We start from the raw sequence: 26,603 nt of genomic DNA on the forward strand, positions 1-26,603 counted from the left end.
TGACCAAAATCATGGCACAGCATTTTGAAGTGAGATAATTTTAACAAAAATAAGTGCCATCATGGACAAGAGAATATTGTTGCCTACTGATTATTCAAAAAATGCATTCAATGCCATCAAATATGCATTGGGCCTTTATGCGAATGTGCAGTGCGATTTCTACATTTTGAATGCCTATCAAGTTTCTGGATATACCTTGGAGAGCATGAGGGTCCCAGAAGAAGGGGAGCCGCTCTACGAAGCAGCGAAGAAAGAATCCGAGGAAGGCATGGAACGCCTTTTACAGATACTCAAGCTTCAACCCGAAAACCATAAACACCGTTTCCATACCATTTGTACGTTCAACAGTTTTGTGGAAGCTGTGGATCATGCTGTCAGAAAAAATGACATCGATGCCATAGTCATGGGGACCAAGGGGGTCACGGGATCCATGACGAGGATCTTCGGGACAAATACCGTGCGTGTCATGGAACAGATCAAACAATGCCCGGTGATCGCAGTACCCAATGATTACCTTTTTGTACCACCAAAGGAAATTGTGTTCCCAACAGATTTCAGGAACAGTTTCCAAAAAAAGGAAATCAGGGACCTAATGGAAATTGCAAACCTGTATGGATCAAGGATCAATGTGGTGCACATGGACAGGGACAAGGATGGAGCGCTAAGTGAAAGCGAGGCAACCAACAAAAAATTATTGGAGGATATTTTGGACGGAACGGACTATGAAATGCATTTTTTGCCTACGGTCAAGTTGGGTAAGGGCATCGAAATATTCCTTGAAAGTATAAGGGGAGACATGGTGGCTTTTTTGAACAGAAAACACACATTTTTATGGACCGTTCTCTCCAACCCCTTGGTAAAAGAGATGGGGTATGATCCCAAAGTGCCCATTTTGGAACTGAATGATAATTGAAAATAAAATAGGGTGGAACAAGCAAGAGGCCATTCGTGTTGTCTTGCGGAAAGGAGAGTTTTTCCGGCTCCTCAAAATGGGGTTGTTTAAATCCAAGGGGCAATGGACATAAATTAATGTATAGCAAAATAAAAAGCGATGAAAGTATTGGTTTACAGCACCAAGGATTTTGAGATGGACAACCTCAAAAAGGCCAATGGGGGCAAACATAAACTGACATTTATAACTGATACCCTCGATACCGATACGGCCGTGTTGGCCGCTGGGTATGACGCCATCTCCATTTTTTCCAATGATGATGCCTCCTTGGTCGTCCTTGAAACTTTACATGATTTGGGGGTCAAATACATTACATTGAGATCTACGGGGTACAACAATGTGAGCATAAAGTCCGCTAAGCGGATAGGGCTCAAGGTGGCCTATGCACCCGAATATTCCCCCAATGCCATTGCCGAGCATACCGTAGCATTGCTATTGGCGCTCAACCGAAAATTGGTACAGGCGGATACACAGGTGAAGCAGTATAACTTCTCCATGGACGATTTGGTGGGCTTTGACCTGAACGGAAAAACAGTGGGCATTCTCGGAACAGGAAAGATAGGCTCGATTTTGGTAAGGATATTCCATGCTTTTGGATGCAAACTACTGGCAACTGACCTGACAAGGAACCAATATCTGGAAAGCCATTATGATCTGAAATACCTTCCTTTGGAAGAAATGTGCAAAAAGGCGGATATTATCAGTATCAATGCCCCGCTTACTTATGAAACACACCACTTGTTCAGAAATTCGCTCTTCAAACTCATGAAGAAAGGGACTATTCTGATCAACACAGCAAGAGGGGGCATCGTGAAGACAGAGGATCTCATCAACAACCTCAAAAAAGGCCACCTTGGAGGGTATGCAACGGATGTCTATGAAAACGAGAGGGGCATTTTCTTTCAAGACCATAGTGAAAAAGGCATTGATGACGGGCAACTCAAGGAATTGATTTCCCTTCCCCATGTACTTTTGACCCCGCACCAAGCCTTTGCGACCAAAGAGGCTTTGGTCAGGATTGCGCAGACCACCATACACAACCTTGATTGTTGGGAAGAGGGTAGGGGCTGTATCAATGAATTGGGGTATGAGACCTTTGTGTCATAATAAAGGACTCATCAGTTTAGCTGTTCCCTCGATGAGTTTGTGGATCCAGGGACGTTTACTATATGCTTCATGATCTTCCAGTACTGTGGATTTGGAGCAATCCCTTAGAAAATCTATTTTCATCTTTTCGCATAGGGCACCATCATAAACAAATACTTGGGCCTCATAGTTCTGTTGAAGGCTCCTATTGTCCAAATTGGCGGTGCCAATACTCACCACTTCACCGTCACAGAGCATGACCTTGCTGTGCAAAAAACCATCAGGATAGAGATAGATCTTGATGCCTGCCTTGAGGTAGGATTCAAAATAGGCCCTAACACACCAGTCCACCAATTTGATGTCTGTGCTGGATGACATTAATAGTCGCACGTCCACACCGCTGAGGGCAGCAGTTTCCAGCCCTTGTAGGATGGCATGGTTGGGGATGATGTAGGGATTGATGATGTAGAGATAGTCCTCCGCACTGTTGATGAGGGAAAAATAAGCCTGCTCCATGACGTCAAAGTCATCGTCCGGACCGCTGGGCACAATTTGTAATGGAGAATGCTCCCCAGATTTCATATTGACCCTGAAGGTTGACATATCCACCTTTTTGCCACTGGCCAAGTACCAATCGGTCACAAAGATCTCGTTCAAAAAGTCGACCGCCTCTCCTTCGATCTTTAAGTGGGTATCGTGCCATTTGCCCAATGAGGGGTCACCCTTCAGGTACTTGTCCGATATGTTGATTCCCCCTGTAAACCCAATCTTATTGTCGACCACGATGATCTTTCTGTGGTTTCTATAGTTGAGGGAAGATAGGAAGCGTCCAAACCGAAAGGGAAGAAACTGGGCGGTTTCCACACCCATGTCCTTGAGCCTGTCAAGGTATTTTTTGCTCAGGGAATAGCTGCCAATACCATCGTATAGCAGCCTTATGGTCACATTGTTGGCAATTTTTCGTTCAAATATTTCCAATAGTTTTTCGGCCAAGAGGCCATCCTCAAAAATATAATATTGGAGGTGGATGTGTTCCGAAGCACTTTCCAGGGCCTGGAATATGCTCTCAAACGTATTCTTGCCATCTTTCAAAAGAGTGAGTTCGTTCTCGCAGGTCACAGGGCATTTGGAGGTCTTGTGGATAAGCTCGGTGGTCTTTTTTTTGCCTTGGGAAATGTTGGGGGTGCAGGTTCCATGCAATCTTTCATTTCTTGAGGCAAAATTGTCCTTCAGGGAAAACATTTTGTTCTTCCTCCTGTTCCTTCCGAACAAAAGATAGAAAAGGACACCGCCCACAGGGATGGTAAAAATGGCCAAGAGCCACGCCAAGGTTTTGCTAGGCCTTATTCCGTTCAGCAATAGGCTCACCACCATGATCAGGGCGACGATGATATAGATTGCTATGAGAATGGGAACGAGCACCTTTTTTGCAATGGGTTTGTGCAACAAAGATAATCGACTTGGCTATTCGCTGTGCCATCTTCTGCAAAAAGCCACCCTGGTTATATGGTTTCATCGACCCAGTCCTACTTTTTGTTTTTTCAGAAAGATTGAAAAATGTGTAACAGATTTAAAAAAAATGATACTAAGAAATTGGACAACGTCCAATGATGTATTGGTCGTGCTCTCTTAAAAAGAGCATTGTAAAATGAAAATAGAGGGATAGGCGGGAGGTGTCGGCCAGTTTTCAATAAAGTGGGCAAGAGAGGATTTTAGGTTAAAATTAACATAAGACTACCTACACACTACTTATTTTTAGAAACCCGTGAGTTTAGATCGGTGGCGAGTTTGGTTTTCAGGCTGTTCACAGATCGGGATTATAAATCAGATAACCAAAACATATGAAAAGAAGAAATTTTGTACAGTACGCTGGTCTGGGCACTGGGGCAATTTTAATGCCTTCCATGCTCTTGGGGAACAACATTCCCGTGGAGATGCTCCTGGAACCGGGAATGGACGTGGTGCTCAAAAAGAAGATGGCCGACGTTGCCCTGAACACGGCCAAATCCTTGGGAGCCAGTTATGCCGATGCTAGAATTGGAAGATACTTGAACCAGTACGTTTTTACCAGGGAAGAAAAGGTTCAGAACGTGGTCAACACAGAATCCTTTGGAATTGGCATCAGGGTCATTGCCAACGGTACCTGGGGTTTTTCCTCCACTAACGATGTGACCGAGGACGGCATCAAAAAGGCCACGGAACAAGCCGTTGCCATTGCCAAAGCCAATTCAAAGATCCAAAAGGAACCCGTTGTTCTGGCACCTGTCCAATCCTATGGAGAGGTTTCTTGGAAGACACCCATCAAGAAAGATTTCAAGGAAGTCCCTATTTCAGAGAAAGTGGACTTGCTGTTGAGCGCGAACGCGGCAGCTACATCCAATGGGGCAAGCTTTGTGAATTCAGCCTTGTTCATGGTCAATGAACAGAAGTATTTTGCCTCCACCGATGGATCCTATATTGATCAAGATGTACATCGAATTTGGCCCACTTTTAGCGTGACCGCAGTAGATCGTCAAGCAGGCAAGTTCAAGACCAGGGAGGCCATGAGTGCCCCTATGGGCATGGGCTACGAATATATGGACGGTCTGGAGTCCGAAAAGCTTTCAGGACCTGAGGGCATCAAGCTATACAGAAATAGTTATGATATCGTGGAAGATGCCACACTGGCCGCTAAACAGGCACAGCAAAAATTGACCGCTAAATCGGTCGAGGCCGGCAAATACGACCTGGTATTGGAACCCAACCATTTGGGACTCACCATCCACGAATCTGTAGGTCACCCATTGGAGCTCGATAGGGTACTTGGTTACGAGGCCAACTATGCTGGTACCAGTTTTGCTACTTTGGACAAATGGGAGAGCAAAAATTTCAACTACGGAAGCGATTTGGTCAATATTGTGGCAGATAAGACCCAAGTGGGATCATTGGGCGCCGTTGGTTATGATGATGAAGGAGTGAAGACCAAGAAATGGGACTTGATCAGAAATGGGACCTTGGTCAATTATCAGGCCATAAGGGACCAAGTCCACATGATAGACCAGAACGAATCCCATGGTTGCTGCTATGCGCAGAGCTGGGAAGATGTACAGTTCCAACGAATGCCCAACGTTTCCTTGGAACCAGGAAAAGAAAAATATTCCTTGCAGGACATGATCAAGGATGTGGAAAAAGGAATCTACATTTTGGGAAGGGGATCTTATTCCATCGACCAGCAACGATATAACTTCCAATTTGGAGGTACATTGTTCTATGAGATCAAGAACGGAGAGATTGTGGGTATGTTGGAAGATGTGGCCTACCAGTCCAATACCCAGGAATTCTGGAATTCCTGCGCAAAGATCTGTGATAAGGACGACTACAGGTTGTTCGGCTCCTTTTTTGATGGAAAAGGGCAACCATCGCAGGTCAGTGCGGTTTCCCACGGAAGCTCCACTACTAGGTTCAACGGAATCAATGTAATCAATACAGGTAGGACCATCTAAGGTTCGTTCATTCAAAAAATACTACAATGGCTATATATACTAAAGAAGAAGCAAAGAAGATTTTGGAAAAGGCCCTTAGCTTTTCCAAGGCCGATGCCTGTGAAATAAACCTTAGTGGCACAAATAGTGGAAACATTAGATATGCCCGGAATACGGTGTCCACTGCCGGGCACCAATCCAGTCAGAGTTTGGTGGTGCAATCCAGTTTCGGCAAAAAGGTGGGTACCGCAACCATAGATGAGTTTGATGACGCCTCTTTGGAAAAAGTGGTCCGCAGGGCAGAGGAATTGGCCAATCTATCTCCAGAAAACCCTGAATTTATGGCACCTCTGGGACCTCAGGTGTATGACGAATCCATCACTTACGTAGAAGCTACGGCCAACACTACCCCAGAATTTAGGGCGGAAGTGGCCAGTCAGAGCATTGTCCCGGCTGCGGCCAAAGATGTCACTGCAGCAGGATTTTTGAATGATGGCGCCCGTTTTTCAGCCATGATCAATTCTAACGGCTTGTTCGCCTATAACAAATCCACCAATGTGGATTTTACCGTAACCATGCGCACCAACGATGGTACAGGTTCTGGCTGGGTGACCCGCGATTACAACGACATTTCAAAGTTCAATGCCTCAGAGGCCTCAAACACCGCCATAGACAAAGCGGTAATGTCCAAAGGAGCCCAGGCCATAGAGCCAGGAAAATATACGGTCATATTGGAGCCTGCTGCGGCATCTGACCTGTTGCGGAATATGTTCGGCTCTTTCAATGCCCGTTCAGCTGATGAAGGACGCAACTTCATGTCGGCCCCCAACGGCGGGAACAAGTTGGGCCAAAAAATTGTGGACGAACGCGTAAACATTTGGTCCGATCCCTTGCACCCCGATGTGCCCACATCCACTTGGAATGGGGAAGGTATGCCTTTGAAGAAAACCTCTTGGATAGAGAATGGAGTGGTCAAGAACTTGGCCTACAGCCGATATTGGGCAGAACAAAAAGGGATGGACCCCATGCCGTTCCCGTCCAATGCCATCATGGCCGGCGGTGATGAGAGCCTTGAGGATATGATCAAGGGCACCAAGAAAGGAATACTTGTCACCCGTTTTTGGTACATACGAAGTGTGGATCCCCAGACCCTTCTCTATACAGGTCTGACCAGGGACGGGACGTTCTATATCGAGAACGGAAAGATCAAGTTCCCCGTCAAGAACTTTAGGTTCAATGAGAGCCCCATCATCATGCTCAACAACTTGGAATCCCTCGGGAAGCAGGTTCGGGTCGATGGAAACCTCATTCCGTACATGAAGATTCGTGACTTTACGTTCACCAGTCTTTCCGATGCTGTATAAACAATAGGATACTAGTAAAACTGGTGGTTGATGGCATGTCCATGACCGCCAGTTTTCATTTTGGAAGTGATGATGTAGCCCCCAATACCCTATGGCGTTGCAAAATGAATTCTTTTTTACCCGTTTACAATATGAATCCGGTGATTGGGATGTGGACCAACGCATGCCCTCCAACGTGTTGAATTCCTTGGTGGAATACACCACTTTGAAGGTGGATACCCAGGAAAAGATCATTACCCTGTCCAGTGACGACATCTTCAAGAGCCCTTTCTGCTATATCTCTGGACACAAACTCGTACAGTTCACCAAAAAGGAAAGGGAGAATTTTGAAAAATATGTACGCAACGGAGGCTTTGTCTTTGCCGATGATTGCAACCATGATATTGACGGACTTTTCGCTAAATCCTTTGAGCGCCAAATGGACGAAATATTCGGGCCGGGAGAACTTCAGAAAATCCCGAACGACCATGAGCTCTATTCCATCTTTTTTGAATTTGAAGATGGCCCTCCGACCACCTCACAGGAACTGAACGGATGGGGCGACGACCTTGTCCACGACTATCTGAAGGCCATAATGGTCAACGGAAGGATAGGAGTGCTCTACAGTAACAAGGATTATGGTTGCGAATGGGATTACGATTTTAGGAACAAACGATGGTATAAAGTGGACAATACCCGCTTTGCGGTGAACATTGTGCTTTATGCCCTAACCTCATAACATTACGAATTTGGACAAAGAACTACAACAGATAGCCACAGAGGTCGAGAACCTTTCCGGAAAACTAAAGGCGCTCAAAAAAGAGATCGGCAAAGTGATCATTGGGCAAGAAGAGACCGTATCACAATTGCTCATCACCTTTTTGGCCGGGGGACATGCCCTTTTGGAAGGTGTGCCAGGACTGGCAAAGACCTTGATGATTCGCACCTTGGCCAATGCCATAGATCTAAAATTCAAACGGATACAGTTCACCCCCGATTTGATGCCTTCGGACATCATCGGAACAGAGATCTTGGAAGAGGACCATACCACGGGAAAAAAATTCTTCAAGTTTAACAAAGGGCCTATTTTTTCCAATATCATTTTGGCGGATGAGATCAATAGGACTCCCCCAAAAACGCAGGCAGCCCTTTTGGAGGCCATGCAGGAATTTGAAGTGACCTATGGGGATAAGACTTACCCATTGGACAGGCCCTTCTTCATACTGGCCACCCAGAACCCTATTGAGCAATCAGGGACTTTTGTCCTTCCCGAAGCGCAGCAGGACAGGTTCTTGTTGTACATCAAGATTGGTTATCCCACCGAAGCTGAAGAAACGGTAATCTTGAAGGCGACCACGGGTAGGACCAAGGTCCAATTGAACAAGGTCATTTCCGGAGAAGACATCATCAGATTGCAACAATTGGTCAGGGATGTATCCATTAGCGACGGACTGATCAAATATGTCAGCGATGTCATTCGCGCCACACGACCGGACACCACACCGATGGACTATGTCAAGGATTGGGTGGATTGGGGCGCAGGTCCCCGTGCCGGTCAGGCCATGATATTGACCGCCAAGGCCCATGCACTTTTGGAAGGACGTTTGGCCGTTTCCCTTGAAGATTTAAAATCGGTCGCCGTTCCCGTATTGCGCCACAGGGTATTGGTCAATTTTAGGGCAGAGGCCGAAGGAATAAGCTCGGATGAAGTGACCCGTCATATTCTGAAAACGGTCCAATTAAAGGAAAAATAATGGCCACTAGGGACTACCACGATCTGTTAAAACCGGAAGTCATCAATACCGTATCGGGACTTTCCCTGATATCGCGTATCGTGGTGGAAGGCTACCTGTCGGGTCTGCACAGGAGCAGGAGCGTGGGTCCCGGAATGGAGTTCAGTCAATACCGTGCCTACGAACCCGGGGACGACCTTCGCTTGCTCGATTGGAAAATGTTGGCCCGTTCGGGAAGGTACTATATCCGACAATCGGAAGTGGAAAGTCAGGTCGTGGTAAAGTTTATCGTGGATGCAAGTGCCTCCATGGAGCATACCGAAAATGGGATTTCCAAATTGGAATTTGCTCGCGTCATTGTGGCCTGTCTGTCCCAAATGGCGCAAAAGCAAGGCGATTCCGTTGGCCTGTTTGCCCTGAACGAGGATGAATTTGTCGAGATTTATCCAAAAGCGGACCAAAAACACTACAACAGATTGCTTTTGGAACTGCTCCATATATCCACCAAGGGAAAATGGCCGCAACTCTCCCAGGCCACCAAAAGGATCCACGGGAGGGGCCATAGGGAATTGGTTTTTTTCCTGACGGACATGTACGAGGACATTTCGGAACTCTCCGATTTTGCGAAAGAACTGAAGAACTCCAACAATGAGGTCGTGGTACTGCAATTGATGGCGGGCAACGAACTGGATTTTACGTATAAAAAATCGGTCACCTTTGAAGATTTGGAGACCGGGGCCAAAGTAAAGGTGGATGTGGACAAGGCCAGGGAAAGTTATTTGAAGGCCTTGGAAACCAAAATGGCGCGAACCAAGGAACAATTGCTCTCCAAAGGAGTGCACTTTCATCTTTTTCGGATGGATGCGCATTTGGGCAATGCACTGCAATTATTTTTAAAGGAACGATCAAGATTGAATTAGAATGGTATTTGCAAATCCTTCATATTTATGGGCATTATGGGGTCTTTTGGTCCCCTTGGCCATCCATTTGTGGAGCAAAAAGGAAGCAAAGACCATCAAGATCGGAAGCATACAGTTGTTGGACGAATCCAACTCAAGACAATCGAGCAGTCTACAACTGAACGAATGGTTCCTACTTTTTCTGCGAATGTTGGTCATCGCCCTTGCGGTCATGCTGATGGCCGGGCCCCAATGGCGAACGCATAAAAATAGAGATGAGGTCACTTATGTGGTGGAGCCATCCCTTGGCAATCATGAAACCTTGAGTAAAGTTCTGGACAGTTTGAACGATATTTCAGAGATATTGCTGTTGAAAAATGGATTTCCGGAATGGGAAATGGATATGGAAAATCCCGGAGCGTCAACACCCAATTATTGGCAGTTGGTCCAAAAAATGGATTCCCTACCCTCCGATAGCATTGTGGTCTTTTCACACGCCCGGGTGCAGGGATTCAAGTCTATGAGGCCCACTACACACAAAAAGATCAATTGGGTGGTCATGGAACCTGAAAACCTTGGGGAAACCCCATTGATGGCTTTGGAAAATGGCCAAGAAACAGAGATGTTCTCCCTAGTCGGTGATGGGCAGAACAACCTTTTCAAAAAGCAAAAACTGACCAACGGTTTTTCCCTTACCGAAAACAGGGACAGCCTTAAGGTGGAAACGGACAATGGAACAAAGACCATAGGTCATACCGTTTTAAGACCTATCGAAGTAGCCCTTTATTCCCATACGGAAACTGAGACCGAAAAAAGATACATTGAAGCCTCCTTGGCCGCATTGTCCAACTATCTTCAGCGGGACATCAAGGTTCAAACATTTAAGGAAGGCGAACAGCCCGACGCTTCATCTGCAGATTTGAATATTTGGTTGCGGGACGACCCCTCGGATGCTTTTTCGGGGAAATGGTTGGTGCGCCATGAAGACCCATTGGCCAATCGGCTGATAGTCCCTAATGCTCAAGATGGACATTATCATTTGACCAAGACCCTGACTGCGGAGAATACGGTAGAGGAACATTTTGCAGAACAACTATTAACGCTGTTGGACTTGGATGCTGATATTGAAGAAGTGATTTTGAAGGCGGATTCCCGTCAGATGGATGCGTCCGAGTTGAAGCCCAATTATGTGGAACCCAAATCGAAAAGGGAGCGGGCCACATTCAAAGACATGTCGCATTGGGCGTTTTTGGCCCTTTTGGTGTTGATGATGGTTGAACGTGTGATTTCATACCTCAAAAAGCAATGATGATGGGAGAGGGGCAGTTGGTACAGTTCAGGAAAAGATGGCAACGAATCCTATATTTGGAGTGTCTGTGCTATGCCTTGGGCTGTGGTGCACTGACCTATCTGGTGTCATGGAACATTCTCGCTACCGTTTTGGTTTTTGTTCTTGCCTTCTTGGTTGCACTCTATTTTTACCGGCCCTGGAGCTTGAATATGGAAAATGCCGTGGCCTATATCGATGCCCATGTGCCAGAAGCGGCATATAGCAGTGGGCTTTTGGCGATGTCCACGGAAGAGCTTTCCGACCTGTCCAAGTTGCAGCAGCACAAGGTATATTCCCAACTGCACACCATTTTGCCCAAATTGAGGCCGCCCCACAAATTGATCATTTCCATTCCGGTGATGTTGGGTCTTGTCCTGATAGGTTTAGCTGTTCATTTTGGAGTCAAGACCTATGGAAAACATCTCGTGGAACCCACAACCGAAAGTCGGATTCAATTCACCCCCTTGGATACGCTGGAAACGGCTGTTAAAGCTCCCAAATTGAAAGAGACCTCGATTACGGTCAACTATCCAGATTATACGAAATTGCCCACGTTGAAGACCTCGAACCCCAATATCAGTGCCGTAGTAGGGTCTGTGGTGACTTGGACTTTGGTATTCGAAGGGGAAGCGGCTTCCATCGACATGGAGCGCATGGGCGAAGTTTTTGCACTTTCCAAAATGAACGGAGAATATATCCTGAACCAGAAAGTGGAGGCATCCGGGTTCTATAGTTTCAGTTTCAAGGATGTGGAAGGCAATGCCTATACCACGGATCTATATTCCTTGGAAGCCATAAAAGATATTCCGCCAGTCATCGAAGTGGACGATTTGCCCCAATACAGCTATTTTGAGTATGATGCGGCCAAGGAGATTCCGCTGAAAGCCAAGACCACGGATGATTTTGGGGTGGATGATGTTTACATTGTGGCCACGGTGAGCAAGGGGTCTGGGGAATCGGTAAAATTCAGGGAAGAAACCATTCGTTTTGAAGGTGCTTTTTCCAAAGGGAGCAAGCAACTGGAATTACGGAAACAGTTGGATTTGGACCAATTGGGTATGGATCCCGGTGATGAGCTCTATTTCTATGTGGAGGCCTTGGACAACAAAGTTCCGAACGCCAATGTTTCCCGAAGCGAAACCTATTTTGCGGTGATCAGGGACACGGTCAGTGATGGATTTGCCGTGGAAGGCACATTGGGAGTGGACCTGATGCCCGATTATTTCAGGAGCCAGCGCCAATTGATCATCGACACCGAAAAACTCATCAAGGACCGTCCCAATCTATCCGAATATCAGTTCAAATTCAAGAGCAACGAACTGGGCTTTGACCAAAAATCCCTCCGATTGAAATATGGGCAGTTCATGGGCGATGAAGCCGAAATACAGGCTGCTCCAGGTGCAGTTTCCCATGTAGAGGCTGATGATGTTCATGAAGAAGGCGAAGAAGACCTTCTGGAAGGGTACAGTCACAAACATGACAGTGACAATGAGCACAATTTGGTGCCCGAACATGCGGAGGAAGAGGAGGAAGGAGAAGAAGATCCGTTGCATGAATACCTCCACAACCATGATGACCCCGAAGAATCCACCCTGTTTGAAAAATCGTTGAAGGACAAGCTCAGGGAGGCCCTGAACATTATGTGGGATGCGGAACTTTATCTTAGGCTTTACGAGCCCGAAAATTCCTTGCCATACCAATACAAGGCACTCGAACTCATTCAGGAGATCAAGAACAGCGCCCGGATCTATGTGCACCGGATAGGTTTTGACCCTCCTCCCATCAAAGAAGAAAAGCGGCTTACGGGCGACATCAAGGAAATTGCGAATTATGACAAAAAAGAACAGTTCGACCATGCCTTGTCCTTTGCATCCACTCGAAAGGCCATATCCCGTCTCGAACTTTTGAGTATGGGCAGTACGACATTCAAGGAAACGGATAGGGCACTTTTTCAAGAAACGGGCAACGAGTTGGCCAAAAAAGCAGTGGTGGAACCCTTAAAATACCTAAAGGTATTACAGGGGCTGCGCGACCTGGAAAGGGCTGATGCGAGAACACCGGAAAAATTTAGGGAAATCCAGAAAAGTCTTCTTTCCGTTATCGGTGAAGTGGAGGGCAACCCAGGTAAGAAAACCGGTTTGCAAGACGAGATCAATAGGTTGTACCTAAAAGAGTTGGGTAGTTATGATTGATGGGCTGTCCTTTTTGAACTGGAAGTTTTTCTGGCCATTTTTCGTGGGCAGTCTGTTGCTTTGGGGAACGTTCATATGGAAGGAATGGCCACAGCGAAAAGAGCGAAGGTTCTGGGTAAAATTGGTAGTCTCCTTTATCGGGATAGCTTCATTGTTGTTGATGGCTTTGAAGCCCGCACATCAAAAAGAAGCACTTCTGGGAAGAGGCATCGTATTGACGGAAGGTCATCGGCCGGAACAATTGGATAGCATCCGGTCTATTTTTAGACGCATAAAAATGGAAAGCTATATCCCAGGAAAAACCCTGGCCCTTTTGGAAACCACTGATTCCCTTTTTGTATTGGGGCATGGGATACAGCCTTTTGATGTGTGGCAGTTCAAGGGCAAGTCCGTTAACTTTCTGGGTGGCGGGAAACCTGAAGGATTGGTGGACATAGCGCATGAAAATGAGCTTTTGTTGGGGGATGAACTTTCCATAAGGGCTAGATACAACAACCCTAAATTGGGACATTGGCTCATATTGAACGATTCTGGGGGGAATGGACTCGATTCCATCGCACTCGAAGATGGGACCGATCAGTATATTGAATTGGGAACCAAACCCAAGGCCAGCGGTCAGTTTGTCTATTCGTTGGTGGAAAAAGATGCCGAAGGGTCGTTGGTGGGCACAGAGCCCCTACCCGTAAAGGTGCAGCCTCGTGAACCCCTAAAGATATGGATGGTCACAAACTTCCCCACATTCGAGACCAAATACCTCAAGAACTTTCTGGCCGAAAATGGCCATAGCGTATTGGCACGCACCCAATTGACCAAGGACAAGTTCAAGTTTGAGTATTTCAATCGGGAGGCTTCCCCCATTTACCAAATTACGCCAAAGGCGTTGGAAGGTTTTGACCTGATCATCATGGACACGGACTCATACCTTGGTCTGGGGACATCTTCCAGAGCGATTTTGGAAGAAACAATACGGGAACAGGGAACCGGGCTGTTCATTCAGCCCAACACCTCATTTTTTAAACTTTCGCAACGGCAGTCCCCGTTTCGATTTTTGGTGGATGGGAAAAGTGATTTCACCTTTGGCGGAATTACGCAAAGCCTGAAAAAATATCCGTATTCCTTTCAGCACAGGTTTCCCCTTCAACCCATCATTCTGGATTCGGTGGAGATTTCAGCCTATATCCCGATGGAAAAAGGCAAGATGGCCACTTCAGTCCTGCAGGATACCTATCATTTGATATTGAATGGAAATCAAGATCTGTACGCCAGAATTTGGACACATCTGTTGAACGAGTTTGTCCGCCAGCAGGAAGTGGAGACGGAGTGGCAAGCCCTGACGGATATTCCTAGACCAAACCAGCCTTTTGAATTTCAATTGCGCACCAATGTGGAAAGCCCTAAGGTGGAAACCGATCAAGGAATGGGTATTCCGCTGCTTCAGGATTTTTCGGTATCCACGTTATGGAACGGTACCAGATACCCCCGTCGTGCTGGATGGAATCAACTAGGGATTTCTGCGGATTCCCTATCCCATTTTTCCTATTATGTTTTTGATACCAATGAGCGAAAAGCCATGACGCAGCAAAATGTGCTGGAAGCAAACCTCAGACAATTTGGACAGCATGGAGGTTTTGGAAAAGTCAAACCCTTAACATCAAAGGACCATGCCCCTATATCCCCGTTCTGGTTCTTCGTCCCGTTTGTCCTTTGTATGGGATGGCTGTGGTTGGAACCCAAGCTTTTCCACTAATAAGGGTTCAGGTCAGGCGACCGCGGTCACATCTTTGTTGTACTTGTTCCGATACTCAATGGGCGTGAGCCCAGTGATTTTCTTGAACACGTTCCGGAACGCCTTGGAATCGGTATAGCCCACATCGAACATGACTTCGGTGATATTTTTTCGGGTAGACTCAAAACTGCGCTTGGCAGCCTCTATTTTTACCCGTTGCAGGTATTCCACCACCGTATTGTTCGTAGCCTGTTTGAAACGTCGCTCAAAACTTCTTCGGCTCACGGCGACCATTTCGGCAAGTTCGTCCACGGTCATTTTTTCGTGGTAGTTCGTTTCAATGTATTCTTGGGCCTGTTTTACCTGTTCGTCGTTGTGGTCCTTTTGACCAGTGAACATCATAAAGGCAGCTTGACTGTCCCTGTCGATATCAATGGCAAAATATTTGGAGGCCAGGATGGCCATGTCCCTGTCCGTATATTTTTCCAAAAGATAGAGCAAGAGGTTCCATATGGAATTGGCCCCACCACTGGAATAGATGCCATTTTCTTCGGTGATGACCCCGCCATCGACCACTTCCACCTCTGGAAACATTTCCTTGAACTCGTTGTAAAAGGCCCAATGGGTAGAACACTTTTTGCCATTCAGCATGCCCGTGGAGGCCAATAGAAAAGCTCCAATGCACAAAGAGGCCACCTCTGCACCCATGTCCCGCTGTTTTGTGATCCAAGGAATCGTATCCTCATTCAGGGCCAAAGCGGTCTGCATGTCACCAAAGATAGGAGGGATGATGACGAGGTCGGCCTGCCCGGAGTCTTCCAAAAAGGCATCCGTGGTTATGGAATAGGCCCCGTCCTGGATCCGGATTTCCTTATCGGTGCCCACCATTTGCACGTTGAACAAGGGTTCCTTGCCAGAGGCCTGTAAAAATTGATTGGCCGTTGTGAACAGGTACCGGGCTGCCGTGACCCCCGAGGCCACCGCAGTTTTGGGAATTAAGATGGATATGGTCTTCATGTTTCCAAAAGTAATGAAAACCTTTGGCGGAATCAACCCGTTAAACAGACGTTTTTGCACCCTGCGGTTTCTTATTTTCATTTTCATCTTTGTTGTGTTGAAAAATAGGCAAGCGATGAGCCAAATCATTACATATCTTACATTTAATGGGAATTGCAGGGAAGCCATGGAATTTTACCAAGAATGTCTAGGAGGGGAACTGAAGCTACAGACGTTGGAGGACACTCCAAGAGCCGATGTGTTTCCAGACCAACTAAAGGGTTTCGTGGTACAAGCGGCCTTGGAAAAGGACGGGATGTTGTTGATGGGTACCGATATGGTGGACCGGGAATTGGTCAGAGGCAATTCCATATCCATTCTTTTGGGTGCTTCGAGTGAAGAGCAGCTCCAAGAATATTACCAAAAACTCAAAAAGGGGAGCGTAAGTGCGTATCCGCTGGGCAAGACCCATTGGGGGAACCTTTTTGGAAGTTTGGTGGACAAGTACGGCAACGAATGGTTGTTCCATTATCATATAAAATAACGGCAAAAGTAAACAGATATGAAAGGCAGGAAATTCACTACAGTGGACGATTATTTCAAGGAAATCCCAAAAGCGGCCCTTGAGCGTATGGCCACCATCCGCAAAGAATTGAAAACCGTGGCCCCATTGGCCAGTGAAGCGATCAGCTACAATATGCCGGCCCTGAAGTACAAAGGTGTCCTGGTCTACTATGCAGCTTATGAAAAACACATAGGTTTCTACGCCATCCCCAACACCCATGAACACTTTGCAAAGGAATTGGCCGGATATAAACAAGGAAAAGGCTCTGTCCAGTTTCCACATGATCGACCATTGCCTATGGAGCTCATCAAACGGATGATGGCCTATAGATACCAACAGCAACTGGAAGCTAACAAATCATAGAACAACCCAAAAAGCACATAAATTCAAGCACCATGAAAACAACAAAGAACACCCAAAAGATTGTACCCTTTCTTTGGTTTGATGACCGGGCCGAGGAAGCCATGAATTTTTATACCTCGATCTTCCCAAACTCAAAGATTGATTTTTTGAACAAATGGCCGGAGGGAAGTCCTTTTCCTTCAACTACTGTCCAAAATGGGTGTTTTACCCTGGATGGCACCACTTTTCATGCTTTTGATGCGGGTCCCATGTTCAAGTTCAACCCATCCATTTCCTTTTTTGTCATTTTTGAGACTGAGGATGAAATCGATTCGGTCTGGGAACAATTAATAAAAGGGGGTGAGGCAATGATGGCCTTGGATACCTATCCGTGGAGCGAGCGTTATGGATGGGTCACGGATCGCTTTGGGCTTTCTTGGCAACTGATGAAGGGCAAGTTGGAAGATGTTGGGCAACGGGTGACCCCATTGTTGATGCTTTCTGGGGAGCAGCGAGGCAATGCAGAGCAGGCTTTGAACCAGTACATGTCCATTTTTGGAGACTCATCCTTGGATGGAATATCCAGATATGGGGCAAACGGACCTGGGCCCGAAGGTCTGGTGAACCATGCCCAATTTAAACTGGAGGGTCAGACATTCATGGTCATAGACAACGGTACGGAAGCGGAAATGCCGTTCAACGAGGCCGTTTCATTGTATGTCAACTGCAAAGACCAGACAGAGGTGGACCATTTATGGGAAGCACTTACCAAGAATGGGGGCAGTGAGTCCCGATGTGGCTGGTTGAAGGACAGGTATGGAGTGTCTTGGCAAATTGTTCCGGAAATTGTTTCGGAAAAGTTGGTGAATGGTGAGCCCCATCGTGTAAAGCAGCTGATGGAGGCCCTATGGCAAATGAAGAAACTGGATGTATCTCAACTCGTGGCAGCCTATAATCAATAAAGTTTGACGGGAATGCCCCCTAAAGCCGCCGTTTTCACACCTCCTTTTCAATATCATATGCCTTAGTTTTATAAGCGTAAACGATAAACAATTCATGAATCATGAAAAACAAGATTCTCTTCATTTTGGCCTTGCTCTTCGGACTGATGTTCGCCAATGCAGGCCTTAACAAATTTTTGAACTACATGCCCATGCCAGAAGAAATGCCAGAAGCCTTGTTGAAGGATTTTCAGGCAATGATGGAAATTTCTTGGCTATTGCCCTTGGTGGGTTTGGCCGAACTCATCGGTGGTATTTTGGTCATCATACCCAAAACACGGGCCTTGGGAGCATTGATCATTCTTCCAGTGATGGTGGGCATTTTGCTCGTCAACACGGTGGTGGACACAAGCGGATTCGTCATCGCTTTGGTACTGGCCATTATCTTGGGATGGATCATGTACGAGAACAGATATAAATACAGGCCCATTTTCCAATAAAAAATTCAATATAATCCATAATTAAAAAGCAAAAAAAATGAAAGTAAATCCCTATTTGAACTTTGACGGTAAAACCGAAGATGCCTTCAATTTCTATAGATCGGTTTTTGGTGGTGAGTTTACTGCCAACATGAAGATGGAGGATGCTCCAGGCACCGACGGTCTCAACGAAGAGGAGAAAAACCGTATCATGCACATCAGTCTTCCCATTGGCACGGATACCATCTTAATGGGCTCGGATATTGTTCAGTCCATGGGTCATACCTTGAACCAAGGCAACAACGTGTACATTTCCCTGCATCCAGAGAGCAGGGAAGAAGCTGACCGGCTTTTCAATGGACTTTCTGAGGGAGGTGATGTGGAAATGCCCATGGAAGACCAGTTTTGGGGTGATTATTTTGGCAGTTTTATCGATAAGTTCGGTGTGAGATGGATGGTGAACTTCAATAAACAATACATATAAGATGGAAAAGGATAAAATCACTGTACAGACCACTGTGAACAAGAATGTGGAAAGGGTATGGGAGTGCTGGACCGATCCAGAGCACATTACCCAATGGAATTTTGCTGCGGACAGTTGGTGCTGTCCAAAGGCCGAGAACGACCTTAAGGTCGGGGGCAAATATAGGGCCAGGATGGAAGCGAAGGATGGTCGTTTTGGTTTCGATTTTGAGGCCGTTTACGATGAAGTGGTCAAACACAAAAAAATCTCGTACACGATGACGGATGGCAGGCAGGCCACGACCACTTTTGAAACTTCAGGGACAGGTACCTTGGTGACGACAGTTTTTGATCCGGAGAATCAAAATCCTTTGGAAATGCAGCAAGGAGGCTGGCAGGCCATCCTCAATAATTTCAAAGCCTATGTTGAAAGGTAACTTTTCCAATTTCTCGGATAGGTAGTAAACGTGCAATGGTAGAAGTATTCAGTACAAATATAGTGTCCAACATCAATGCCGAACAGGTTCTGGACATTCTTCAGCAGCATTTTCCAGGTCTTGGGATCAACTTTGACCTGGAGGATTGTGACAAGATCCTTCGGGTACAATCCAAGCTTGATGGGGAAATTTGTATCAAGAGCATTTTAAGGATCGTGAGGGACCAAGGGTTCAAAATCGAGTTGCTTCCAGATGTCGTGAATGAAGAAAAAAATGGGATGCAAAAAAGATTTTGGCAAAAATGATGCAACCAAATGCCGTTTTTCCCATCAATATATAAACTATAAATTTGATATGTTTATGAAAAGAAACGCTTTTATTATTGGTATGTTGGTTATGATGGGAGGAATCATCTCATCGTGCAACTCGGACAATGACGTTGATTGCCCTGAGGATTTTACCGGCGAATTGGCTACTGAAGAAGAATTGCTGGTAGGGACTTGGGTGCTTTCAGCAATTACCGCTGATGAGGAAATCGATCTTACCGATGATGATGTGGACAATCCAAGTACTGATTTTTTTGCACAATACTCAGCCTGCCAAAGGGACGCTTCTTATACTTTCAATTCAGACAGGACCTATGAATACGAACAGGGACAGAATGCCACGGATTGTCAGAACAAAGCAGCATTGGAGGGAACATGGCGACTGGCCTCAGCGAATTTGAGCTTGGTCAGCGGATGTAGCCTGCAGAATACCGATATAGAATTCAATGTCAATGGGACCGAATTCTCGTTCACCAATGATTTTGAGGTAAGGGATGTGGATGGCGTGGTAAGTGCCGTCGAAATTACTTTTACCTATAGTTTGGAGTGATAAAGGATTCTTTAATCAATACTTTTCCGGAATTGATCGATACCCATTTGGTCCCCGCTCACAAAGAGAAGATCGTCTTGATAGATCTTGTCCGAGGGTTTTATGGAACTATGTAGCTCATTTTTTCTGGAAATACCCAAAATATTGATGCCATAGGCATTCCTTAGGTTCAGGTCTTTGAGTTCCTTGCCCACAATATCCCTGTCGTCGGTGTTGACCCGTACGCAGGAAATGTTGAAATCGGGGAACTCAGTGGGCCTGAATGTTCGAGGAGTGCCTTTTTTGTTTTGGAACAATTCATAGTTGTCCAATCGGGCACTGTTCACCAAATGTTCAATATCATCTTCGGGCACAAGAAAATTGTGCAAGGTCCTTGAAAATATCTCAATCGATGTTTCAAACTCCTCGGGGATCACATCATCGGCACCCATGGCAATCAATTCGGTGATCTCCTTTACGTAACGGGTCCTCACAATGATATGGATGGACCGGCTGATGCTCCTGATATTTTTTATAATGGCCTTGGTGGCGATGGAATCGGAAATGGCAATGACCACCACGCGGGCCTTGGAAGTGTGTGCAAATTCCAGGATGTGGTCCTGGGTGGCATCCCCAAAATGGATGGGCACATTATTTTGCCTTTCTTTTTTCACCACATCAGCATTGAGTTCCACCACCACATAGGGTATGTTGCTGAACTCGGCGGCCCGGGCAAGGTTACTCCCATTGATGCCATAGCCTATGATCACCAAGTGGTTCTTCATTTCATCGGATTTTTCCGTTTCCTCCGAGGCCATGAGCATTTTGTCCATTGCCTTGATGGGCCCCAGTTTCATAACGCCAAAGGCAATGTTCTCCGAGAAAATGATCACAAAAGGTGTCAGGAACATGGAGATGATGGAAACGGCCAAGAAATATTGGTTGGTCTCCGCATTGAGCAGCCCATATTGTATCCCCACTTTTGAAAGTATAAAGGCAAATTCCCCCACTTGAAAAAGTGCAAGGCCCGTCAGCAGAAATGTCCTGGGCGGATATTTGAGCACTGCGATGGAAAGGGCCGCGATCAAGGACTTGATGAGAAATACCCCGAACACGATGAGCAAAATGACCCCAACATTCCTTCCAAAAAAAGGAAGGTCCAAGAGCATGCCCACCGATATAAAGAAGAAACTGGTGAAGAGCTCCCTAAAGGGCAATATGATGCTGGTGGCCTGATGGCTATACTCGGATTCGGAAATGATCAGACCCGCCAAAAAGGCACCCAAGGCCAACGATAGCCCGGCCTCGGAGGTCAGAAAGGCCACGGCAAAGCAAATGGTTATGGTGGTGATCAGAAAAAGCTCCTTGCTCTTGGTCTTGGCAACGAGGTACAGCAACTTTGGCACCAGATACCGGGCACTGACAACGGTAATGGCCAGAACAATGACCGTTTTGAGCAACAGCATCAATATGCTGTTCGTCACATTGCCCGACTGCCCTGCAATGATCGGGGTGAACAACATCATGGGCACCACAATGATATCTTGGAAGATCAGGATGGCCAGGGCATTACGACCATGCGGGGCGGACATTTCGTTACGTTCCTGCAAGACCTTCAGCACAATTGCGGTACTGGACAGCGAAAAAAGGAACCCCACAAAAAGGGCCTCGTTCCATGCATAGCCCAATAGATAATAGATCAATCCTGAGACCAATATCGTCAGTCCCACCTGCAAGGCACCTCCGATGAAGACCGTGTTCTTTATGGACATCAACTGTTTGATGGAGAGTTCCATTCCGATCACGAACAACAATAGGATGACCCCAATTTCCGAGATGGCCTCAATCTGTTCAGATTCGTTCAGGAGACCAAAACCATAGGGCCCGATAAGGATCCCGGTGACCAAAAAACCCAAGATGGAGGGTAGTTTCAAGCGTTGCAGAACAAATACCACGACCATGGAAAGTCCCAGCAAGATCAAAAAGTCCTGTAACATGGGTAAGTGCATATCGGGTGGGTTTTAATGGTTATCACTACTGGACCAAAACCTCAAAGTTAAGAAGAAAGTATCTTCAGTATGTCCGTTCACAATCAACTTTTCCAAAGCAATCAAGGTTTTTCAAATAGCCTGCTCCCTATCCACTTTGGCCCAATTATACTCGAAAAGCGAAAATGACAGAGGTAGGTCTTTTCCCAAAGAAAATATCGTTTTAGGAAAAACCTGACATTTATCATCTTTTAAGAATGGTCTGTACAAGATCTTTGTCCTATCAAAACCTAGAAACTATGAAAAGTTATATCAAAAGGAACCAGCGTTCATTAAAAATAGCCGCTCTGGCCATTGTAGTGGGACTGGTACCCGTAACGCTTTCTTCACAAAATTTTAAGCTCAGCAACGGGGAAGGCAAACTTGCGGTCACAGGAACTTCCACCCTGCATGATTGGGAAGAGGTTGCCGAGCAAAAATCAGGGTCACTCCAAGTGGACATTTCTGGGGAGCTGCCCAAGATTGCTGCCTTGAAGTTCATTGTTGAGGCAGAAAGTCTAAAAAGTGGAAAGAGCGCCATGGACAAGAATACGTACAAGGCCCTGGACACGGATAGCCACAAACAGATTGTGTTTCAACTTTCAAGCATCAAAGAGATTACGCCTGTGCCCTCTTCCTCGAACAAATATAAGGTAGTGGCCAATGGCAACCTGACCATTGCAGGAAAGACAAACAAAATAGAGCTCCCATTTGATTTGACAGTAAATGGGGAAAAGGTCAGTTTGGAAGGGAAAAAAGGATTGAAAATGACCGATTTTGGCATAGAACCGCCCAAGGCATTAATGGGAACCATCAAAACAGGGGATGAAATTGAAATTCACTATAACACGATTTGGAAAAAATAATAAACAATAAAAAGAAGTACTCAACTAAAAAATCTATAACAATGAAAAAATATGTAAAATACGGATTGTTTTCCGCAACATTCATGGTAGGACTGTGGGGATATTCCCAAAATCGAAATCTGGACAACTACAGACAACCTGATAAGAACGGGGTGAACGTTTTTGAAAGCCCAAAAGATACTGCGCTTACCTTTGACGGGGTCAAGGTCAGGGTGGGGGGATCATCCACGCTACAATTTCAAGCCGTGGATCATGAGAACTCAGGGGCTGTGGAACTGATTGAAATAGGGGACAACTTTAACTTGGCAACTGCCAACTTAGATCTTGATGTGGCTTTGGCCAAAGGTGTTCGAATGCACTTAAGGACCTACCTGTCTTCCAGGCACCACCCAGAACCCTATGTGAAAGGAGGGTATTTCCAAGTGGATAATCTGGATTTCATCAGCCCCGGTCTGTTGGAGGATGCCATGAAATATGTGACCATCAAGGTAGGACACATGGAAAACAACTATGGTGATGCCCACTTTAGGAGGACTGACAACGCACAGGCCATACATAATCCGTTTGTGGGCAACTTGATCATGGATGCCTTTACCACAGAGGTAGGTGGTGAGGTCTATTTCAGGAAAAATGGGTTTATAGGGATGTTTGGGCTATCCAACGGTAAATTGAACCAAGCGGTGACCAACCCAGAAACCACAGGAGCTTCTATCTTGGCCAAATTGGGATATGACAAACAATTGACAGATGATTTTAGGTTGCGTTTAACCGGATCTATGTACAGTACCGGTAAATCTGGAAGGGTTTATCTATATAGTGCGGACCGAAGCGGTTCCAGATACTATTTGGTCATGGAGAATACCGAGGCTACTACATCCAGCAATTTCCGTTCAGGTAGATACGATCCTGGAATGACCAATGAGATCACCTCCTTTATGATCAACCCGTTCCTAAAATATAAAGGATTGGAGTTCTTCGGAACCTTTGAACAAGCTAAAGGCAAGGCAGATGCTGAAGCCGACGACAGAACAGCTACCCAATTGGCAGGAGAACTTATATACCGATTCGGTAAGACTGAAAACTTCTACCTAGGAACCCGATACAATACGGTAAATGCCGACACCGCTGCAGGAGAGGACATCACCATTGACAGGTTCCAATTGGGAGGTGGTGTTTTCTTGACCAAGAACATACTTGCCAAAATTGAGTATGTAAACCAACAGTACAACGGTTTCGACCCAGCCAGTATCTTCAGCGAAGGAGAATTTAAAGGGATTCTGTTGGAAGCTGTCATCAGTTTCTAGGTCACTCTTGAGTTTAGGTGAAAAGGTCTGGGACATTCGTCCCAGACCTTGATTGAAACCATAAAAATCAATACCTTTAATTACCATGATACCATTTGTGATCCATAACGTCAAGAGCATATCCGCTATGACCCTTCTTATCTTCGGGGCTTTCTTTTCTGCACCGGAACGTGAGACACGGGTGTGGGTGGCCCCTGAGAGTGAAGTGGTGATCATCGGTACCACCAATGTCAATGGTTTTACCTGTAAGTACAAGGTACAGGAGTTGGAAGTGCCCGTACAATTGACCTATAACGACAAAGTGGAACAGATTCAGTTCAAAAATGCCAAGCTCAAACTGGCAAACGATTGCTTTGATTGTGGAGGAAAGGCCATCAACAAGGATTTCAGGGAGCTGTTGAAAACTGAGCAACATCCACAAGTGGAACTCAGGCTGCTCCATGTGGACCCACCTGAGACCGATGGGCAAAAAATTGGGGTGGGCATGGAAATTACCATTGCAGGAGTGGCCCATAAATACGAGACCACACTGAGCTGTGTCCAAGCAGGGGATATCTGTGTGAACGGGACCTTGGACCTATTGTTGAGCGATTTTGACCTTGAACCTCCCCGAAAAGTTTTGGGAATGATCAAGGTGGACAATAAGATCAAGGTAGAACTTTCCCTTAAGTTGAAGGAGATATAGGTTTTGTTGGAATTATAGATTCAATCCGTTGCGATATCACATCCAACGGAATTTTTTATGTTCAAATGTGTGCTGTGATGTTTCAAGAAATAGGTATCTTGTGAGACTGATTTTCAACTAAAACAAACAACATGCACAATTTCATAATCAACAATGGAAAAAAGGCCCTAGCCGTCTTGATGCTGGGCGCTATGGCAACTTCAATGCAGGCACAGGACAATTTTGGTGGACTGGCGCTTTATACAGTCAGGGACAATATGGGAAAAGATGCAAAGGGAACCTTGGAAAAGGTCGAGGAAGCCGGGTATGCCTATGTTGAGGCAGCAGGATATAACGACGGGAAGTTCTATGGCATGACCCCCGAGGATTTTAAGGCCTATCTGGAAAGTTTGGGACTCAAACCAGTGAGCACGCATCAAGGAACAGTGACCTTGGAGAATGCCGATGAGCAGATTGCAGCGGTGAAAGCGGCAGGATTTGAATATTTTACTATCCCAGTACCACCTATGGGTATGTTCACTTTTGATCCTGAAGCCCGAACCATGGGCATGAAGGGAACTGTTGAGGATTTGGCCGAAGTGCTTACGGAACTGGGCAAGAAATGCGAAGCGGCCGGTCTCAAATTATTGTACCACAACCATGATTTTGAGTTTAAACAGAATGCGGAGGGAGAGGTTACCATAGATTATTTATTGGAGAACACCGACCCCAAATACGTGAATTTCCAAATGGACCTCTATTGGGTGACCAAAGCTGGTGCAGATCCCGTAGCCTATTTTAAGAAATACCCTGGCAGGTTCAAGTCTTGGCACGTAAAGGATATGGACGATGAGGGAAAGTTTGCTCCCGTAGGTGAAGGCCATATCGATTTTGGAAGGATTTTGGAGGAAAAGGAAACCTCCGGCATGAAGAAATATTTTGTGGAGCAGGATATGACTTGGGACAAAGAACCGTTGGAAGTCATCATAATCAGCCACAAGGGTATCAAGGAGATTGGTTTTGATTAACTGATTTTTTGTGCAAGAGCCACTTTAGGCAAATTGGGCAAGAAATAAAAAAAATATTTTTTACAACCATTCACATTAGTATCTTTGCACCCGCAAAAGCGAGGTCGCGTAGCTCAGCTGGATAGAGCATCTGCCTTCTAAGCAGACGGTCGAAGGTTCGAATCCTTCCGCGATCACCCTGATAACAAGCCACTTACGATTTTAGTAGGTGGCTTTTTTATTGGCTTCGTAACACATTTGTAACACAAAATCGAAATAAGAGGTGATTTTTGAACCAAAAAAAAAGAGGGTTTCCCCTCTTCCTTGAAATATCCAAAAATAGGACACTATGCTGCTTTATTGATCTCACCTCCTTTCTTTATCATTGCAATCCACTCCCTTAACGATGATATGAACTTTTCGTAGTCCATTATCCCTTTTTGGAAATAGGCTTGATGGTGGAAGAATATGTCCTTGAAATCTTCATCAGCCAGTTGGTTGTTCAGGGCATTCACTTCTTCCTGACTGGTTCCCAACACAAGGTATTCCACTTCACAAGGAAAATAGAGGCTCATGTGGGAAAGACTGGATATGGTTTCTCTAAGCTCTTCAAGTTTCTTGGTTCCCATGAAGAACCGTTTCCGGTGTTCCTCGGTCAAGTTGGCGTTGGGATTTATCACTTTCTCCAGGACGATATAGAATATTTCAACATCAACCCTATGCTCGCTCCCTATTTCTTCCAATAGAGCGTTCATCTTATGGATGTCCTGAATGACCCCTAGTGAATTTATGGCCACCTTTAAATTTTTGGTGTCCTTGACGCTATTGTGTTCGGGACATTCTACCATAAAGGCGTTATAGATTTTGCCTCCTTTTGCCTTCTCAATGGTATCATACATTTTTAAGTCTGTCATTACAATCATGATTCTTGGTTTT

Annotated in this window: 26 protein-coding genes and 1 tRNA gene; 23 read left to right on the plus strand and 4 right to left on the minus strand. The window is 45.8% G+C overall.

The window, feature by feature from the left end:
- Nucleotides 1-61: 61 nt before the first annotated feature.
- Complete coding sequence (locus D2V93_RS08300) at nt 62-913, plus strand: universal stress protein (RefSeq protein WP_119619129.1); 852 nt, start codon at nt 62-64, stop codon at nt 911-913.
- Between the two features lie 138 nt (nt 914-1,051).
- Entirely contained in the window at nt 1,052-2,059 is a 1,008-nt protein-coding gene (locus D2V93_RS08305) for a 2-hydroxyacid dehydrogenase (protein WP_119619130.1), read from the plus strand.
- Here the strand turns inward: D2V93_RS08305 and cls are convergent.
- Nucleotides 2,054-3,484 (minus strand): cardiolipin synthase, encoded by a 1,431-nt coding sequence (cls, locus tag D2V93_RS08310; protein WP_245978150.1) that lies wholly within the window; start codon nt 3,482-3,484, stop codon nt 2,054-2,056. The two genes, D2V93_RS08305 and cls, sit on opposite strands and share 6 nt — an antisense overlap.
- A gap of 395 nt (nt 3,485-3,879) precedes the next feature.
- On the opposite strand from cls, the gene D2V93_RS08315 reads away from it, so the two are divergent.
- From D2V93_RS08315 to D2V93_RS08350, 8 genes are all read left to right on the plus strand, one after another.
- Complete coding sequence (locus tag D2V93_RS08315; RefSeq protein ID WP_072878882.1) at nt 3,880-5,520, plus strand: TldD/PmbA family protein; 1,641 nt, start codon at nt 3,880-3,882, stop codon at nt 5,518-5,520.
- Nucleotides 5,521-5,546: 26 nt separating this feature from the next.
- Nucleotides 5,547-6,863: a TldD/PmbA family protein gene (locus D2V93_RS08320; RefSeq protein WP_072878883.1), complete on the plus strand. Its 1,317-nt coding sequence runs from the start codon at nt 5,547-5,549 to the stop codon at nt 6,861-6,863.
- 97 nt (nt 6,864-6,960) lie between these two features.
- Nucleotides 6,961-7,581 carry a DUF4159 domain-containing protein gene (locus tag D2V93_RS08325; RefSeq protein ID WP_119619337.1) on the plus strand — a complete coding sequence of 207 codons (621 nt, stop codon included), beginning with the start codon at nt 6,961-6,963 and terminating at the stop codon, nt 7,579-7,581.
- 10 nt (nt 7,582-7,591) lie between these two features.
- On the plus strand, nt 7,592-8,596 hold the full coding sequence (locus tag D2V93_RS08330) for an AAA family ATPase (protein WP_119619131.1): 1,005 nt from the start codon (nt 7,592-7,594) through the stop codon (nt 8,594-8,596).
- A complete protein-coding gene (locus D2V93_RS08335) occupies nt 8,596-9,495 on the plus strand; it encodes a DUF58 domain-containing protein (protein ID WP_072878887.1) in 900 nt (299 codons plus the stop codon). The genes D2V93_RS08330 and D2V93_RS08335 overlap by 1 nt, the downstream gene beginning before the upstream one ends.
- A gap of 1 nt (nt 9,496) precedes the next feature.
- Nucleotides 9,497-10,783 carry a BatA domain-containing protein gene (locus D2V93_RS08340; RefSeq protein ID WP_119619132.1) on the plus strand — a complete coding sequence of 429 codons (1,287 nt, stop codon included), beginning with the start codon at nt 9,497-9,499 and terminating at the stop codon, nt 10,781-10,783.
- Nucleotides 10,780-12,996 carry a tryptophan-rich sensory protein gene (locus D2V93_RS08345; RefSeq protein ID WP_119619133.1) on the plus strand — a complete coding sequence of 739 codons (2,217 nt, stop codon included), beginning with the start codon at nt 10,780-10,782 and terminating at the stop codon, nt 12,994-12,996. The genes D2V93_RS08340 and D2V93_RS08345 overlap by 4 nt, the downstream gene beginning before the upstream one ends.
- Entirely contained in the window at nt 12,989-14,743 is a 1,755-nt protein-coding gene (locus D2V93_RS08350) for a hypothetical protein (protein ID WP_119619134.1), read from the plus strand. Before D2V93_RS08345 ends, D2V93_RS08350 begins: the two co-directional genes overlap by 8 nt.
- Before the next feature lie 12 nt (nt 14,744-14,755).
- Here the strand turns inward: D2V93_RS08350 and D2V93_RS08355 are convergent, their stop codons facing one another.
- A complete protein-coding gene (locus tag D2V93_RS08355; protein ID WP_245750747.1) occupies nt 14,756-15,820 on the minus strand; it encodes a GlxA family transcriptional regulator in 1,065 nt (354 codons plus the stop codon).
- Nucleotides 15,821-15,854: 34 nt separating this feature from the next.
- Here D2V93_RS08355 and D2V93_RS08360 point away from each other — a divergent pair, with 34 nt between their 5' ends.
- From D2V93_RS08360 to D2V93_RS08395, 8 genes are all read left to right on the plus strand, one after another.
- Nucleotides 15,855-16,262: a VOC family protein gene (locus D2V93_RS08360; RefSeq protein ID WP_119619338.1), complete on the plus strand. Its 408-nt coding sequence runs from the start codon at nt 15,855-15,857 to the stop codon at nt 16,260-16,262.
- Nucleotides 16,263-16,280: 18 nt separating this feature from the next.
- Complete coding sequence (locus D2V93_RS08365) at nt 16,281-16,646, plus strand: iron chaperone (RefSeq protein WP_119619135.1); 366 nt, start codon at nt 16,281-16,283, stop codon at nt 16,644-16,646.
- 32 nt (nt 16,647-16,678) lie between these two features.
- Nucleotides 16,679-17,587 carry a VOC family protein gene (locus D2V93_RS08370; protein WP_119619136.1) on the plus strand — a complete coding sequence of 303 codons (909 nt, stop codon included), beginning with the start codon at nt 16,679-16,681 and terminating at the stop codon, nt 17,585-17,587.
- A 101-nt stretch (nt 17,588-17,688) separates the two neighbouring features.
- Nucleotides 17,689-18,066, plus strand: a complete 378-nt coding sequence (locus D2V93_RS08375; protein WP_119619137.1) for a DoxX family membrane protein — start codon at nt 17,689-17,691, stop codon at nt 18,064-18,066.
- 37 nt (nt 18,067-18,103) lie between these two features.
- On the plus strand, nt 18,104-18,529 hold the full coding sequence (locus D2V93_RS08380; protein WP_119619138.1) for a VOC family protein: 426 nt from the start codon (nt 18,104-18,106) through the stop codon (nt 18,527-18,529).
- 1 nt (nt 18,530) lies between these two features.
- Nucleotides 18,531-18,944, plus strand: a complete 414-nt coding sequence (locus D2V93_RS08385) for an SRPBCC family protein (RefSeq protein WP_119619139.1) — start codon at nt 18,531-18,533, stop codon at nt 18,942-18,944.
- Between the two features lie 35 nt (nt 18,945-18,979).
- Nucleotides 18,980-19,249, plus strand: a complete 270-nt coding sequence (locus D2V93_RS08390; RefSeq protein ID WP_119619140.1) for a hypothetical protein — start codon at nt 18,980-18,982, stop codon at nt 19,247-19,249.
- 55 nt (nt 19,250-19,304) lie between these two features.
- A complete protein-coding gene (locus tag D2V93_RS08395) occupies nt 19,305-19,820 on the plus strand; it encodes a DUF5004 domain-containing protein (protein WP_119619339.1) in 516 nt (171 codons plus the stop codon).
- Nucleotides 19,821-19,831: 11 nt separating this feature from the next.
- Here D2V93_RS08395 and D2V93_RS08400 read toward each other — a convergent pair whose 3' ends face one another.
- A complete protein-coding gene (locus tag D2V93_RS08400) occupies nt 19,832-21,808 on the minus strand; it encodes a monovalent cation:proton antiporter family protein (protein ID WP_119619141.1) in 1,977 nt (658 codons plus the stop codon).
- A gap of 278 nt (nt 21,809-22,086) precedes the next feature.
- Between D2V93_RS08400 and D2V93_RS08405 the strand changes: the two genes are divergently transcribed.
- The 5 genes from D2V93_RS08405 to D2V93_RS08425 all read left to right on the plus strand — a co-directional run bounded on the left by D2V93_RS08405 (nt 22,087) and on the right by D2V93_RS08425 (nt 25,864).
- The gene (locus tag D2V93_RS08405; RefSeq protein WP_119619142.1) at nt 22,087-22,692 is read left to right on the plus strand and encodes a YceI family protein; all 606 of its coding nucleotides are present in this window, start codon (nt 22,087-22,089) and stop codon (nt 22,690-22,692) included.
- Between the two features lie 41 nt (nt 22,693-22,733).
- Nucleotides 22,734-23,996, plus strand: coding sequence for a hypothetical protein (locus D2V93_RS08410; protein WP_119619340.1), 1,263 nt, complete (start codon nt 22,734-22,736; stop codon nt 23,994-23,996).
- A gap of 85 nt (nt 23,997-24,081) precedes the next feature.
- The gene (locus D2V93_RS08415) at nt 24,082-24,681 is read left to right on the plus strand and encodes a YceI family protein (RefSeq protein WP_147377388.1); all 600 of its coding nucleotides are present in this window, start codon (nt 24,082-24,084) and stop codon (nt 24,679-24,681) included.
- A gap of 179 nt (nt 24,682-24,860) precedes the next feature.
- Nucleotides 24,861-25,688 (plus strand): sugar phosphate isomerase/epimerase family protein, encoded by an 828-nt coding sequence (locus D2V93_RS08420; protein WP_245978174.1) that lies wholly within the window; start codon nt 24,861-24,863, stop codon nt 25,686-25,688.
- A 102-nt stretch (nt 25,689-25,790) separates the two neighbouring features.
- Nucleotides 25,791-25,864 (plus strand) — tRNA-Arg (locus tag D2V93_RS08425).
- Nucleotides 25,865-26,014: 150 nt separating this feature from the next.
- Here D2V93_RS08425 and D2V93_RS08430 read toward each other — a convergent pair.
- Entirely contained in the window at nt 26,015-26,590 is a 576-nt protein-coding gene (locus tag D2V93_RS08430; RefSeq protein ID WP_119619145.1) for a hypothetical protein, read from the minus strand.
- Nucleotides 26,591-26,603: the final 13 nt, after the last annotated feature.

This window comes from Flagellimonas taeanensis, assembly GCF_003584105.1.
Classification (GTDB): Bacteria; Bacteroidota; Bacteroidia; order Flavobacteriales; family Flavobacteriaceae; genus Flagellimonas; species Flagellimonas taeanensis.

What these genes read in the sequence shown, in the direction of transcription:
- D2V93_RS08300 (WP_119619129.1), top strand. Translation starts at nt 62, where the DNA reads ATGGACAAGAGAATATTGTTGCCTACTGATTATTCAAAAAATGCATTC.
- D2V93_RS08340 (WP_119619132.1), top strand. Translation starts at nt 9,497, where the DNA reads ATGGTATTTGCAAATCCTTCATATTTATGGGCATTATGGGGTCTTTTG.
- D2V93_RS08370 (WP_119619136.1), top strand. Translation starts at nt 16,679, where the DNA reads ATGAAAACAACAAAGAACACCCAAAAGATTGTACCCTTTCTTTGGTTT.
- D2V93_RS08335 (WP_072878887.1), top strand. Translation starts at nt 8,596, where the DNA reads ATGGCCACTAGGGACTACCACGATCTGTTAAAACCGGAAGTCATCAAT.
- D2V93_RS08405 (WP_119619142.1), top strand. Translation starts at nt 22,087, where the DNA reads ATGAAAAGTTATATCAAAAGGAACCAGCGTTCATTAAAAATAGCCGCT.
- D2V93_RS08315 (WP_072878882.1), top strand. Translation starts at nt 3,880, where the DNA reads ATGAAAAGAAGAAATTTTGTACAGTACGCTGGTCTGGGCACTGGGGCA.
- D2V93_RS08355 (WP_245750747.1), bottom strand. Translation starts at nt 15,820, where the DNA reads ATGAAAATAAGAAACCGCAGGGTGCAAAAACGTCTGTTTAACGGGTTG.
- D2V93_RS08380 (WP_119619138.1), top strand. Translation starts at nt 18,104, where the DNA reads ATGAAAGTAAATCCCTATTTGAACTTTGACGGTAAAACCGAAGATGCC.
- D2V93_RS08345 (WP_119619133.1), top strand. Translation starts at nt 10,780, where the DNA reads ATGATGATGGGAGAGGGGCAGTTGGTACAGTTCAGGAAAAGATGGCAA.
- D2V93_RS08415 (WP_147377388.1), top strand. Translation starts at nt 24,082, where the DNA reads ATGATACCATTTGTGATCCATAACGTCAAGAGCATATCCGCTATGACC.
- D2V93_RS08350 (WP_119619134.1), top strand. Translation starts at nt 12,989, where the DNA reads ATGATTGATGGGCTGTCCTTTTTGAACTGGAAGTTTTTCTGGCCATTT.
- D2V93_RS08320 (WP_072878883.1), top strand. Translation starts at nt 5,547, where the DNA reads ATGGCTATATATACTAAAGAAGAAGCAAAGAAGATTTTGGAAAAGGCC.
- D2V93_RS08420 (WP_245978174.1), top strand. Translation starts at nt 24,861, where the DNA reads ATGCTGGGCGCTATGGCAACTTCAATGCAGGCACAGGACAATTTTGGT.
- D2V93_RS08360 (WP_119619338.1), top strand. Translation starts at nt 15,855, where the DNA reads ATGAGCCAAATCATTACATATCTTACATTTAATGGGAATTGCAGGGAA.
- D2V93_RS08430 (WP_119619145.1), bottom strand. Translation starts at nt 26,590, where the DNA reads ATGATTGTAATGACAGACTTAAAAATGTATGATACCATTGAGAAGGCA.
- D2V93_RS08385 (WP_119619139.1), top strand. Translation starts at nt 18,531, where the DNA reads ATGGAAAAGGATAAAATCACTGTACAGACCACTGTGAACAAGAATGTG.
- D2V93_RS08410 (WP_119619340.1), top strand. Translation starts at nt 22,734, where the DNA reads ATGAAAAAATATGTAAAATACGGATTGTTTTCCGCAACATTCATGGTA.
- D2V93_RS08390 (WP_119619140.1), top strand. Translation starts at nt 18,980, where the DNA reads ATGGTAGAAGTATTCAGTACAAATATAGTGTCCAACATCAATGCCGAA.
- D2V93_RS08365 (WP_119619135.1), top strand. Translation starts at nt 16,281, where the DNA reads ATGAAAGGCAGGAAATTCACTACAGTGGACGATTATTTCAAGGAAATC.
- D2V93_RS08305 (WP_119619130.1), top strand. Translation starts at nt 1,052, where the DNA reads ATGAAAGTATTGGTTTACAGCACCAAGGATTTTGAGATGGACAACCTC.
- D2V93_RS08400 (WP_119619141.1), bottom strand. Translation starts at nt 21,808, where the DNA reads ATGCACTTACCCATGTTACAGGACTTTTTGATCTTGCTGGGACTTTCC.
- D2V93_RS08375 (WP_119619137.1), top strand. Translation starts at nt 17,689, where the DNA reads ATGAAAAACAAGATTCTCTTCATTTTGGCCTTGCTCTTCGGACTGATG.
- D2V93_RS08395 (WP_119619339.1), top strand. Translation starts at nt 19,305, where the DNA reads ATGAAAAGAAACGCTTTTATTATTGGTATGTTGGTTATGATGGGAGGA.